Source organism: Caballeronia sp. J97 (assembly GCF_905220305.1).
GTDB lineage: Bacteria > Pseudomonadota > Gammaproteobacteria > Burkholderiales > Burkholderiaceae > Caballeronia.
The window spans coordinates 292,623-304,730 of sequence record NZ_CAJMZL010000001.1 but is presented as its reverse complement, the minus strand read 5'-3'; the positions used below and the strand labels follow the sequence as shown (position 1 = coordinate 304,730).

At 61.5% G+C, this 12,108-nt stretch carries 11 protein-coding genes and 1 tRNA gene; all 12 read left to right on the top strand.

Features of this window, described 5'->3' with window-relative positions; translation table 11 throughout:
- Positions 1–53: 53 nt before the first annotated feature.
- The 12 genes from U4Y90_RS01420 (at position 54) to U4Y90_RS01365 (ending at position 12,085) form a co-directional block, all read left to right on the top strand.
- Positions 54–974 carry an alpha/beta hydrolase gene (locus tag U4Y90_RS01420; protein ID WP_321791450.1) on the top strand — a complete coding sequence of 307 codons (921 nt, stop codon included), beginning with the start codon at positions 54–56 and terminating at the stop codon, positions 972–974.
- Between the two features lie 62 nt (positions 975–1,036).
- The gene (locus U4Y90_RS01415) at positions 1,037–1,390 is read left to right on the top strand and encodes a RidA family protein (protein ID WP_321791448.1); all 354 of its coding nucleotides are present in this window, start codon (positions 1,037–1,039) and stop codon (positions 1,388–1,390) included.
- Between the two features lie 35 nt (positions 1,391–1,425).
- Positions 1,426–3,648 (top strand): bifunctional (p)ppGpp synthetase/guanosine-3',5'-bis(diphosphate) 3'-pyrophosphohydrolase, encoded by a 2,223-nt coding sequence (locus U4Y90_RS01410; RefSeq protein WP_321791446.1) that lies wholly within the window; start codon positions 1,426–1,428, stop codon positions 3,646–3,648.
- A gap of 96 nt (positions 3,649–3,744) precedes the next feature.
- Positions 3,745–3,821, top strand: a tRNA-Val gene (locus U4Y90_RS01405).
- A 295-nt stretch (positions 3,822–4,116) separates the two neighbouring features.
- A complete protein-coding gene (thrS, locus tag U4Y90_RS01400) occupies positions 4,117–6,024 on the top strand; it encodes a threonine--tRNA ligase (RefSeq protein ID WP_321791444.1) in 1,908 nt (635 codons plus the stop codon).
- A gap of 47 nt (positions 6,025–6,071) precedes the next feature.
- Positions 6,072–6,599: a translation initiation factor IF-3 gene (infC, locus tag U4Y90_RS01395; RefSeq protein WP_321792538.1), complete on the top strand. Its 528-nt coding sequence runs from the start codon at positions 6,072–6,074 to the stop codon at positions 6,597–6,599.
- Positions 6,600–6,833: 234 nt separating this feature from the next.
- A complete protein-coding gene (gene rpmI, locus U4Y90_RS01390; RefSeq protein ID WP_004191477.1) occupies positions 6,834–7,031 on the top strand; it encodes a 50S ribosomal protein L35 in 198 nt (65 codons plus the stop codon).
- A 28-nt stretch (positions 7,032–7,059) separates the two neighbouring features.
- Positions 7,060–7,419, top strand: a complete 360-nt coding sequence (rplT, locus tag U4Y90_RS01385) for a 50S ribosomal protein L20 (RefSeq protein ID WP_008350196.1) — start codon at positions 7,060–7,062, stop codon at positions 7,417–7,419.
- Between the two features lie 203 nt (positions 7,420–7,622).
- Positions 7,623–8,636, top strand: coding sequence for a phenylalanine--tRNA ligase subunit alpha (gene pheS / locus U4Y90_RS01380; RefSeq protein ID WP_321791438.1), 1,014 nt, complete (start codon positions 7,623–7,625; stop codon positions 8,634–8,636).
- An 81-nt stretch (positions 8,637–8,717) separates the two neighbouring features.
- Complete coding sequence (gene pheT / locus U4Y90_RS01375; protein WP_321791436.1) at positions 8,718–11,150, top strand: phenylalanine--tRNA ligase subunit beta; 2,433 nt, start codon at positions 8,718–8,720, stop codon at positions 11,148–11,150.
- Between the two features lie 62 nt (positions 11,151–11,212).
- Positions 11,213–11,617, top strand: coding sequence for an integration host factor subunit alpha (locus tag U4Y90_RS01370; RefSeq protein WP_321791434.1), 405 nt, complete (start codon positions 11,213–11,215; stop codon positions 11,615–11,617).
- Between the two features lie 87 nt (positions 11,618–11,704).
- Positions 11,705–12,085, top strand: a complete 381-nt coding sequence (locus U4Y90_RS01365) for a MerR family transcriptional regulator (protein WP_321791432.1) — start codon at positions 11,705–11,707, stop codon at positions 12,083–12,085.
- Positions 12,086–12,108: the final 23 nt, after the last annotated feature.

The window sequence follows — 12,108 nt, the reverse complement described above, 5'->3', positions numbered from 1 at the left end:
TCGGGCGCGATGCGCTTTACAATCGTTTCGAACCCTGCCACGAGGAACTCTCCATGACCGCATCCATCGTCGTCGAAGCAGTGCATTCCGATCTGAGCGAGCCGCGTCAGCGCTTCGTGCAATGCGCGAGCCAGGCAGGTCTGCATCGCATCGCCTATACGGAGTGGGGCGATCCGGCCAACCCGCGCGTGCTGCTCTGCGTGCACGGCCTGACGCGCTCGGGCCGCGACTTCGACAAGCTCGCGCAGGCGTTCTCGCACGAGTATCGCGTGGTATGCCCGGACGTGGTCGGGCGCGGCCTGTCCGACTGGCTCGCCGATCCGCGCTACTACGGCGTGCCGCAGTATGTCGCCGACATGGTCACGCTGATCGCACGTCTCAACGTGGAGACGGTGGACTGGTTCGGCACGTCGATGGGCGGTCTCATCGGCATGGCGCTCGGCGGGTTGCCGAACACGCCGATTAGAAAGATGCTGCTCAACGATGTCGGGCCGCATATCGAGCCGATCGCGCTGCAGCGCATCGGCGACTATCTCGGCAAGCCGGCGCAGTTCGCGTCGCTCGATGAAGGCGTGCGACACGCGGCGGCGCTTGCGTCGTCGTTCGGGCCGCTGACGGACGAGGAATGGACGAGCATCAACACGCCGCTCTTGCACCAGCGCGATGGCGTTTGGGGCTTTCGCTACGACCCGGGTATCGCGACGCCGTTCACGTCGGCCACCGATGAGCAGAACGCGGCCGGAGAAGCGTTCCTGTGGCACTCGCTCGCGTCGATCAGGACGCCGGTGCTCGTCGTGCGTGGCGAGACTTCAGATTTGCTGTCGCGCGAAACGGTCGCGCAAATGGTCGAGAAAGGGCAGGCCGTGACGAGCGCCGAGGTTGCAGGCGCCGGGCACGCGCCGGCCTTTCTTGTCGAGGATCAAATCGCCATCGCCAGGGGGTTCTTTCTCGGGAACGAACGCACCGGGGCATAATATTGGGCTGAGCGTCCGTCGCTAGCGCCGGACTATTCACCATCATCGATCAGGAACACACAATGGCAGTCATTCGTCATCACGTCGGTCCGCGCCTTTCCGAAACCGCGATCCACAACGGTACGGTGTATCTCGCCGGCCAGATTGCCGAGGACACGGACCAGGACATCACCGGCCAGACGCGCGAAGTGCTCGGCCACATCGATCGCTTGCTCGAAGAAGCCAACAGCGACAAGTCGCACCTGCTGTCGGTGCAGATCTACATCTCGGACATGATTCACTTTCCGGGCATGAACGCCGTGTGGGACACGTGGGTCGCGCAAGACAACACGCCGCCGCGCGCGACGGTCGAGGCGAAGCTCGCCAATCCGGCTTGCCTCGTCGAAATCGTCGTGATCGCGGCACAGCGCAGTTGATTGCTCGCGCCGCATGAAGTAGTGGCATCGCCCGCATGACCGAAACCGCCGTTCCCGCCCAGACGCTGCCCGAGCCGTCCATCGATGACGCGCTCGCGTTCGTGCGCGAGCACGCGAAGGACGCGCGCGTCTCCACCGGCGAGCTGCTCGCGGACCACGCCGCCGGCACGGCGCGCATCATGCAGACCCTCAACGTCGATGCGCACGCGATCGCCGCGGCCGCGCTCTTCGTGCTGGCGCCGCATCTCGACGATCCCGAAAAGGTCATCGCCGAGCATTTCGGCCCGGAGGTGCAGCGGCTCGTCGGCGATGTGCGCAAGCTCTTGCGGCTCGGCTCGGTCAGTTCGCGCGCGACGCTCGCGGAATTGCCCGAAAACACGCGCGATGCGCAGGCCGCGCGCCGCGCTCAGGTCGAGGCGCTGCGCAAGATGCTGCTCGCGTTCGCGCAGGATATTCGCGTGGTGTTGATCCGGCTCGCATCGCGCGTGCAGACGCTGCGCTATCACGCGGCGAACAAGACCGATCCTTCGCCGGACGTGCCGCGCGAGACGCTCGAAATCTATGCGCCGCTCGCCAATCGGCTCGGTATCTGGCAATTGAAGTGGGAGCTCGAAGATCTGTCGTTCCGCTTCGAGGATCCGGTCACGTACAAGCGCATCGCGAAGCTGCTGGACGAAAGGCGCGTCGAGCGCGAAAGCTATGTGACCGAGGCGATCGCGCGCCTGCAAAAGGAGCTCGACACCGCGCACATCAAGGCGGACGTCAGCGGACGGCCGAAGCACATCTACAGCATCTGGAAGAAGATGCGCGGCAAGCATCTCGACTTCTCCGAGCTGAACGATGTGCGCGCGTTTCGCGTGATCGTCGGAGACATCAAGGACTGCTACACCGTGCTCGGCATCGTGCACAACCTGTGGCAGCCGGTGCCGCGCGAATTCGATGACTACATCTCGCGACCCAAGCCGAACGGCTACAAGTCGCTGCACACGGTCGTGATCGGCGACGACGGGCGCGCGTTCGAAGTTCAGATCCGCACCTACGAGATGCATCAGTTCGCCGAGTACGGCGTGGCCGCGCACTGGCGCTACAAGGAAGCAGGCGCGCGCGGCTATGCGGGACAAGTCACGGCGAGCGAGAAATACGACGAGAAGATCGCATGGCTGCGCCAGCTTCTCGCGTGGAAGGACGACGTCGAGGGCGAACATCCGGGCTGGCAGCATCTGCGCGAAGCCACGCTCGACGACGACCATATCTACGTGCTGACGCCTCAGGCGCGCGTGATCGCGTTGCCGCAGGGCGCGACGGCCGTCGATTTTGCGTATCACCTGCACAGCGAGTTGGGGCATCGCTGCCGTGGCGCGCGCGTCGACGGCGCAATGGTGCCGCTCAACACGCCGCTCTCGAACGGGCAGACGGTCGAGATCGTCGCGGTGAAGGAAGGCGGGCCGTCGCGCGACTGGCTCAATCCCCAACTCGGCTATCTGCATAGCGCCCGCGCGCGGCAGAAGGTGCGCTCGTGGTTCCTCGCAGCGGACGCCGCGGAGAACATCGCGGCGGGACGGGCGATAGTCGAAAAGACCTTGCAGCGCGAAGGGAAGACATCGGTCAGTCTCGATCAGCTCGCGACCAAGCTCGGCTTCAAGACGCCCGACGATCTCTACGTGGTCGTCGCGAAAGAAGAGTTCAGTCTGCGCAACATCGAGCAGGCGCTCTCCGATACACCGCCGCCCGAGCCCGAGCCGGAAGCGCCCGAGCAGTTCGAGAAGCGCAGCAGCGGACAGAGCGTCGCGCACGGCGCGTCGACGGGCGTGCTCGTCGTCGGCGTGGATGCGTTGCTCACGCAACTCGCGCGTTGCTGCCGTCCGGCGCCGCCCGATCCGATCGCGGGCTTCGTCACGCGCGGCAAGGGCATGTCGATTCACCGCACCGATTGCGCGACGTTCAAGCGCATGGCCCAGCGCTCGCCCGAGCGCGTGCTGCACACGACATGGTCCGCCGAGGTGATGAACGGGCGCGGTTCGTCGGTGTACCCGATCGATCTATCGGTGGAGTCGACTGACCGGCAGGGATTGCTGCGCGATATCTCCGAAGTGTTCGCACGAGAAAAGATCAACGTGATCGGCGTGAAGAGTCAGAGCCGCAGGAATATTGCTTATATGCAGTTCACCGTGGAAGTGTCGAGCGCCGCGCAGATTCAACGCGCGTGCATGCTGCTCGGTGAAGTGCCCGGCGTGATTCGTGCGTCACGTCGCGCCTGAATGGCGGGCATTGAACGGATCGGCGAATCTTTTCGATTTTTCTGAAGATAACCACTTGCCAAGATCCGAAACGCTCCATATAATCTCACTTCTTTCAGGCTCGTAGCTCAGCTGGTTAGAGCACCACCTTGACATGGTGGGGGTCGTTGGTTCGAGTCCAATCGAGCCTACCAACGAAAACGAAACTCAGCGGACTTCGGTTCGCGGTTTTTCAAACCGCAAGAAGCGCGCTGCGCAAAAGGCGAAAAGAAAATGGCACGTCGAACGTTGACCGAAACATATTCGGAGCGACGCTAGTCGAGGACCTAATTCGCCTTCTGCCAAATTGTTTCGCGGTAAGTGTGAAAAGTGAATGCGGCCCCTCGATAGCGGGGCCGCATTTTTTTTGTCTTGCGATTTTTGCAGCGAAATCGCGCGGCAATGCTTAAATCGAATCGCTCGGCATGCGCCGGCGTCTTGGAGAACGATATGGTTTCGGTACGTTTGCCTGATGGGTCGGTCCGCCAATACGACCACCCGGTGACGGTCGCGGAAGTCGCGGCATCGATCGGCGCGGGCCTCGCCAAGGCGGCGCTCGCCGGCAAGCTGAACGGCGAACTCGTCGATACCTCGTTTCTGATCGACAAGGATTCGTCGCTCGCGATCGTCACGGACAAGGACCCGGAAGGCGTCGATGTCGTGCGCCACTCGACCGCGCATTTGCTGGCCTACGCGGTGAAGGACCTGTTCCCCGAAGCGCAAGTGACCATCGGGCCGGTCATCGACAACGGCTTTTACTACGACTTCTCGTACAACCGCCCCTTCACGCCCGAAGATCTCGAAAAAATCGAGAAGCGCATGCAGGAACTCGCGAAGAAGGACGAGCCGGTATCGCGCCGCGTCGTCTCGCGCAACGAAGCGGTGGAGTACTTCAAGAGCATCGGCGAGGCGTACAAGGCCGAGATCATCGGATCGATTCCCGAGAGCGATGAGATTCGGCTCTACGCGCACGGCAATTTCATCGACTTGTGCCGTGGCCCGCACGTGCCGTCCACCGGCAAGCTGAAAGTCTTCAAGCTGATGAAGGTCGCGGGCGCGTACTGGCGTGGTGACTCGAAGAACGAGCAGTTGCAGCGCATCTACGGCACTGCCTGGACCAAAAAGGAAGACCAGGATCAGTACCTGCACATGCTCGAAGAAGCCGAGAAGCGCGATCACCGCAAGCTCGGCAAGCAACTCGACCTGTTCCATCTGCAGGACGAAGCGCCGGGCATGGTGTTCTGGCATCCGAAGGGCTGGTCGCTGTGGCAGCAGGTCGAGCAGTACATGCGCCGCCGTGTGAACGAAGCCGGCTATCTCGAGATCAAGACCCCGATGGTGATGGATCGCTCGCTGTGGGAAGCGTCGGGCCACTGGCAGAACTATCGTGAAAACATGTTCACGACCGAGTCCGAAAAGCGCGACTACGCGATCAAGCCGATGAACTGCCCCGGCCACGTCCAGGTGTTCAATCATGGCCTGCGTTCGTATCGCGATCTGCCGTTGCGTTACGCGGAGTTCGGTTCCTGCCATCGCAACGAACCGTCGGGCGCGCTGCACGGATTGATGCGCGTGCGAGGCTTCGTTCAGGACGATGCACATATCTTCTGCACCGAAGACCAGTTCATCGCGGAATCGATCGCGTTCAACACCCTCGCGATGAGCGTCTACAAGGATTTCGGGTTCGATCACATCGACATCAAGCTGTCGCTGCGTCCGGAACAGCGCGCCGGCACCGACGAAACCTGGGATCGCGCGGAGCAGGGCTTGCGCGAGGCACTGACTGCGTGCGGTCTGCAGTGGGAAGAACTCGCGGGCGAGGGCGCGTTTTATGGTCCGAAAATCGAGTACCACATCAAGGATGCGCTCGGCCGCTCGTGGCAATGCGGCACGCTGCAACTCGACATGGTGTTGCCGGAGCGTCTGGGCGCGGAGTATGTGGCCGAAGACAACAGCCGCCGTCGTCCGGTGATGCTTCATCGCGCAATCGTCGGATCAATGGAGCGTTTTCTCGGGATTCTGATCGAGCACCACGCCGGCGCCATGCCGCCCTGGCTCGCGCCGATCCAGGCCGTTGTGTTGAATATTGCTGAAAGTCAGGCCGAATATGCCGGAAATCTGGCTCAATCGTTGCAAAAACAAGGGCTTAGAGTGGAGTCCGATTTGCGCAATGAGAAGATTAGCTATAAAATACGCGAGCACACGCTTCAAAAGGTCCCGTATCTGCTGGTCGTCGGCGACAAAGAGCGTGATGCGCAAACCGTGGCCGTGCGTGCTCGTGGCGGTGTCGATCTCGGCGTGATGCCGGTCGACGCATTCCTCGAACGTCTGCAGCAGGAAGTGCGGGCGTTCAAGTAAGTCACTCGCAGCGCGGCTTGTTTTTTCATTTTTAGAGGAAACGTAACATCGCTACTGATAAGTCGTCACATCGCATCAACGGTGAGATTACCGCACCGGAAGTGCGCTTGGTCGGAGTGGACAACGAGCCGCTCGGAATCGTGAAACTGCCCGAGGCATTCCGCCTGTCGGAACAGCACGACGTGGATCTCGTCGAAATCGCGCCGCAGGCGTCACCGCCTGTCTGCCGTTTGATGGATTACGGCAAGTTCAAGTACTCGGAAGCGAAGAAGCAGCACGAAGCGAAGTTGAAGCAGAAGATCGTGCAGGTGAAGGAAGTGAAATTCCGCCCCGGCACGGATGACGGTGACTACAACGTCAAGCTGCGCAACCTCACGCGCTTCCTCGAAGACGGCGACAAGACGAAAATCACGTTGCGTTTCCGCGGTCGCGAAATGGCGCACCAGGAAATCGGCATGCGCATGCTCGAACGTCTGAAGACGGATCTGGACGAATACGGCCAGGTCGAGCAGATGCCGAAGATGGAAGGGCGTCAGATGATCATGGTGCTTGCCCCGAAAAAGAAGGGTAAGTAACCGCAGGCAGTAAAGGTGATGGATCGCGCGCCGCTCAAAGGCGGTCGGCGCGGCATTGCCGGAAGTTTCAGGTCGGCGTCATTCCGGTGACGCCGATCATGAAAAGCGGCGGTTCTTCACTGAACCGCTCGCACACAAGTGGCGCGTGGGTTTCGAAGGGCGGGAAGGGGTTCGCAGGCGGTAGCCGCGGATCAGCCGCACACCCATGACCATCTAATAAACTGGAGTTGTTTCATGCCGAAGATGAAGACCAAGAAGAGTGCTGCAAAGCGCTTCGTGGTGCGTCCGGGCGGTACCGTCAAGCGCGGTCAGGCCTTCAAGCGCCACATTCTTACCAAGAAAACCACCAAGAACAAACGCCATCTGCGTGGCGCCACGGCCGTTCATGATTCCGATCTGAACTCCGTCCGCGCGATGCTGCCGTTCGCCTAACCTCAACTGACACTCCAAGGAGCGCAACATGCCTCGAGTAAAACGTGGGGTTACCGCACGGGCCCGTCACAAGAAGATCATCCGTCTGGCCAAGGGTTACCGCGGCCGTCGCAATAACGTCTATCGCATCGCCAAGCAGGCGGTCATGCGCGCTGGCCAATACGCCTACCGCGATCGCCGCAACAAGAAGCGTGTGTTCCGCGCACTGTGGATCACGCGTATCAATGCAGCGGTGCGTCAGCACGACATGACCTACAGCGTGTTCATCAACGGCCTGAAGAAGGCTTCGATCGAACTCGACCGCAAGGTTCTGGCTGACATGGCTGTGTTCGACAAGGCTGCTTTTGCTGCGATCGTGAAGCAAGTGAAAGCCGCCGTTGCAGCCTAATTGCAAAATTAGTACTGCGTGGTTCGCCTCCTCGTCGCCGGGTTGTTGACGGCGGCGCAAAGGCAGAAAACGGGGCTCTCACCGAGCCCCGTTTTTGTTGGTTGGACGGTTTTGCTTATCCACGCCATCGGCATGCATTGAGCACTGCGTGGATCAGCAAAACCGAACCTCAGATTGAATTTCGACGTTAAAAGATGGGATCAATGGATCTGGACCAGATTGTCGCCGACGCGAAAAGCGCCTTTGAACACGCCACCGATACCACCACGCTCGAAAACGAGAAGGCACGGTTCCTCGGCAAGTCGGGCGCGCTGACCGAATTGCTGAAGGGACTGGGCAAGCTCGATCCGGAAGCAAAGAAGACCGAAGGCGCGCGCATCAATCAGGCGAAGCAGCAGGTCGAAACCGCATTGAACACGCGCCGTCAGGCGCTCGCAGATGCGCTCCTGAACCAGCGTCTGGCGGCGGAAGCCATCGACGTCACGCTGCCGGGGCGCGGCGCGGGCGCGGGTACGCTGCACCCCGTGATGCGCACGTGGGAGCGCGTGGAGCACGTCTTCCGCACGATCGGCTTCGACGTGGCCGACGGTCCCGAGATCGAAACCGACTGGTACAACTTCACCGCGCTGAACAGCCCGGAAAACCATCCGGCGCGTTCGATGCAGGACACGTTCTACGTCGACGGCAAAGACGCCGATGGCCGTCCGCTGCTGCTTCGCACGCATACGAGCCCGATGCAGGTGCGCTACGCGCGCATGAACAAGCCGCCGATCAAGGTGATCGTGCCGGGCCGCACATATCGCGTGGACAGCGACGCCACGCACTCGCCGATGTTCAACCAGGTCGAAGGGCTGTGGATCGAAGAGAACATCAGCTTCGCGGATCTGAAGGGCGTCTACACTGATTTTCTGAAGAAGTTTTTCGAGCGCGACGACATTCTCGTGCGCTTCCGTCCGTCGTATTTTCCGTTCACGGAGCCGTCCGCCGAGATCGACATGATGTTCGAGCACGGTAAAAACGCGGGCAAATGGCTGGAAATCTCCGGCTCGGGTCAGGTGCATCCGACCGTCATCCGCAATATGGGCCTCGATCCGGAGCGCTATATCGGCTTCGCGTTCGGCAGCGGCCTCGAGCGCCTGACGATGCTGCGTTACGGCGTGCAGGACCTGCGTCTGTTCTTCGAGAACGATCTGCGTTTCCTGCGCCAGTTCGTCTGACGCGACTGCCGCGCCCGCGACGTTCGGCTCATCGCTGAGAAGCCGGACGAGAGTCTCCAAATATTTCGAACGTAGACACACATGCAATTCCCAGAATCCTGGCTCCGCAGCTTCGTCGATCCCAAGCTCTCCACCGACGAGCTCGCGCATGCGCTGACGATGGCCGGCCTCGAAGTCGAAGACCTGCGGCCGGTCGCGCCGCCGACCACGAAAATCGTCGTAGGCCAAGTGCTCGAAGTCGCCAAGCATCCGAATGCCGACAAGCTCAACGTCTGTCAGGTCGATGCCGGCACGGGCGAGCGGTTGAACATCGTGTGCGGCGCGCCGAACGTGTCGCCGGGCATCAAGGTGCCGGTCGCGCTGATCGGCGCCGTTCTGCCGCCGGCCGAAGCGGGCGGCGAGCCTTTCGCGATCAAGCCGACGAAGCTGCGCGGCGTCGACAGCCAGGGCATGCTGTGTTCGGCGCGCGAGCTCAAGCTGTCGGAAGATCACAGCGGCCTCTTGATCCTGCCCGCCGATGCGACGGTCGGCCAGGACATCCGCGAGGCGCTCAATCTCGACGACACAGTGTTCGAGATCAAGCTCACGCCGAACAAGGCGGACTGCCTGTCGGTATTCGGCGTTGCGCGCGAGACCGCTGCGATCACCGGCGCGCCGTTGAAGCAACTGGAGATGCCCGCGGTCGAAACCACGCTCGACGAGAAGCTGCCGGTCAAGGTGCTCGCGCCCGATCTGTGCGGGCGCTTTTCGGGCCGAGTCATCCGCGGCGTGAACGCGCATGCGAAGACGCCGCAGTGGATGGTCGAACGTCTCGAGCGCGCGGGCCAGCGCAGCATTTCCGCGCTCGTCGACATTTCCAACTATGTGATGCTCGAGCTCGGCCGTCCGACGCACGTGTTCGATCTCGACAAGATCCACGGCGCGATCGAAGTGCGTTGGGGCAAGAAGGGCGAATCGCTGAAGCTGCTGAACGGCAACACCGTCGAGCTCGATGAAACCGTCGGTGTCATCGCTGACGATCGTCACGTCGAAAGCCTCGCTGGCATCATGGGCGGCGACAGCACCGCCGTGTCGCTCGACACCACCAACATCTACCTCGAAGCTGCGTTCTGGTGGCCGGATGCGATTCGCGGTCGCGCGCGCAAGTACAACTTCTCGACCGATGCGGCGCATCGCTTCGAGCGCGGCGTCGATTACTCGACGACCGTCGAGCATATCGAACGCATTTCGCGTCTGATCCTCGACATCTGCGGCGGCGAGGCGGGCCCGGTCGACGATCAGATCGTCAACGTGCCCGAGCGCAATCCGGTCTCGATGCGCGTGTCGCGTGCGCATCGCATCATCGGCGTGGAGATCGGCGCGGAAGAGATCGCGCAGATCTTCACGCGTCTGAATCTCGCGTTCGAGCGCGATGGCGATGCCTTCAGGGTCACGCCGCCGCCGTATCGTTTCGATATCGAGATCGAAGAAGACCTGATCGAAGAAGTGGCGCGCATCTACGGTTTCGAGAGGATTCCGGCGCGTCCGCCGGTCGCGCGCAGCGAGATGCGCATCACGAACGAAACGAAGCGCTCGATCCACACGCTGCGTCACGAGGTGGCTGCGCGTGACTATTCGGAGACGGTGAACTTCAGCTTCGTCGATGCCGAATGGGAGAAGGACTTCGCCGGTAACGATAACCCCATCAAGCTCTTGAACCCGATCGCGAGCCAGCTCTCGGTCATGCGCACGACGACGTTCGGCAGCCTGATCGAAGTGCTGCGCTACAACCTGAACCGTCGCGCGGATCGCATTCGCGTGTTCGAGGCGGGGCGCGTGTTTCATCGCGATGCATCGGTGAAGGCGGGCGAGCTCGCGGTCGAAGGCTTCGCGCAGCCGAAGATGATCGGCGGACTCGCGTATGGTCCGGTGGTCGAGGAACAATGGGGCTCGGCCTCGCGCAATGTCGACTTCTTCGACGTGAAGGGCGATGTCGAAGCGCTCTTCGCGCCGGTCGTGCCGCGCTTCGTGAAGGCCGAGCATCCGGCGCTGCATCCGGGACGCGGCGCGCGCATCGAAGTGGCGGGGCGCGCGGTCGGCTGGATCGGCGAGCTGCATCCGCGCTGGCTCCAGAAGTACGATCTGCCGAATGCGCCGATCCTCTTCGAACTCGACGCCGACACGCTGATGGATCGCGCGTTGCCGGCGCCGTCCGAAGTGTCGAAATTTCCGCCCGTGCGTCGCGATATCGCGATTGTCGTAGATCAAAACGTGCCGGTTCAGGCGTTGCTCGACGAACTCGAAAACGCTCGATCCGAGGCCGCTTGCAGGCACGTCACAAGGGTTGCGCTTTTCGATGAATTTCGTCCAAAATCAAATACTTCCGGCGGCTTGGGAGCGCATGAGAAAAGTCTTGCCTTCCGGGTAACGTTGCAAGATACTGGCGGCACGCTTCAGGACGAAACGGTCGATACGGCTATCAAAACGCTGGTGGATCGCCTGGCTCGAGTACACGGCGCGCGGTTGCGCGGATAGCCTGCAGTTGGCCCGTCCGTCGATCGCCAAGTCTTAAATATGGCAAGCGCCGTTTTACCGATATGAACCAAATGAACTCGAGTGATTTCGAAGCCCTTCTTTCGGCGCAGCGTAGCGCCATGACCCGAGATACCCAGACCTCGAGCGTGCCCGGCGATACGCCGACGCTCACCAAAGCCGAATTGGCGGAGATGCTGTTCGACCATGTCGGTCTGAACAAGCGCGAAGCCAAGGACATGGTCGAAGCCTTCTTCGAAGTCATCCGCGATGCGCTGGAGAGCGGGGAGAGCGTCAAGCTCTCCGGCTTTGGCAACTTCCAGTTGCGCGACAAGCCTCAGCGTCCGGGACGCAACCCGAAGACGGGTGAGGCCATTCCTATCGCCGCGCGGCGGGTCGTCACGTTTCATGCAAGTCAGAAGCTGAAGGCGCTGGTCGAAACGGGAGCGGAGACCGATCTCACTCGCTGATCCCGGCGGCGCACGAACGCTTCGTGCGCCGTGCTGCTTGACCACCGCGCTTCAATCGACATCACTTATAACGATGGTTGATCGACGATGGAAAAAGTCGTCTTGCCTCCGATCCCTGCCAAACGTTACTTCACGATTGGCGAAGTCAGCGAGTTGTGCGGCGTCAAGCCTCACGTACTGCGCTATTGGGAGCAGGAGTTCACGCAACTGAGGCCGGTCAAGCGGCGTGGCAATCGCCGCTACTATCAGCATCACGAAGTCTTGTTGATCCGGCGCATCCGCGAGTTGCTTTACGAACAGGGCTTCACGATCAACGGGGCGCGCAACCGGCTCGATTCACAAGGACGCGCGCTCGAAGAAGAAGCGGACATGGCCGACACGCAAGCCTCGGCGCCGGCGCAATCGGGCGTCGATGTCGATCAGCTACGCAAAGATATTCTTCAGGTGATCGATCTCTTGGGCGGATGAGCGCCGCCCGGATCCGGAACACA

Excerpts from the sequence above, each read along its gene's own strand:
- U4Y90_RS01420 (WP_321791450.1), top strand. The coding sequence starts at position 54 with ATGACCGCATCCATCGTCGTCGAAGCAGTGCATTCCGATCTGAGCGAG.
- pheS (WP_321791438.1), top strand. The coding sequence starts at position 7,623 with ATGGATCTGGACCAGATTGTCGCCGACGCGAAAAGCGCCTTTGAACAC.
- thrS (WP_321791444.1), top strand. The coding sequence starts at position 4,117 with ATGGTTTCGGTACGTTTGCCTGATGGGTCGGTCCGCCAATACGACCAC.
- rplT (WP_008350196.1), top strand. The coding sequence starts at position 7,060 with ATGCCTCGAGTAAAACGTGGGGTTACCGCACGGGCCCGTCACAAGAAG.
- U4Y90_RS01365 (WP_321791432.1), top strand. The coding sequence starts at position 11,705 with ATGGAAAAAGTCGTCTTGCCTCCGATCCCTGCCAAACGTTACTTCACG.
- rpmI (WP_004191477.1), top strand. The coding sequence starts at position 6,834 with ATGCCGAAGATGAAGACCAAGAAGAGTGCTGCAAAGCGCTTCGTGGTG.
- pheT (WP_321791436.1), top strand. The coding sequence starts at position 8,718 with ATGCAATTCCCAGAATCCTGGCTCCGCAGCTTCGTCGATCCCAAGCTC.
- U4Y90_RS01370 (WP_321791434.1), top strand. The coding sequence starts at position 11,213 with ATGAACCAAATGAACTCGAGTGATTTCGAAGCCCTTCTTTCGGCGCAG.
- U4Y90_RS01410 (WP_321791446.1), top strand. The coding sequence starts at position 1,426 with ATGACCGAAACCGCCGTTCCCGCCCAGACGCTGCCCGAGCCGTCCATC.
- U4Y90_RS01415 (WP_321791448.1), top strand. The coding sequence starts at position 1,037 with ATGGCAGTCATTCGTCATCACGTCGGTCCGCGCCTTTCCGAAACCGCG.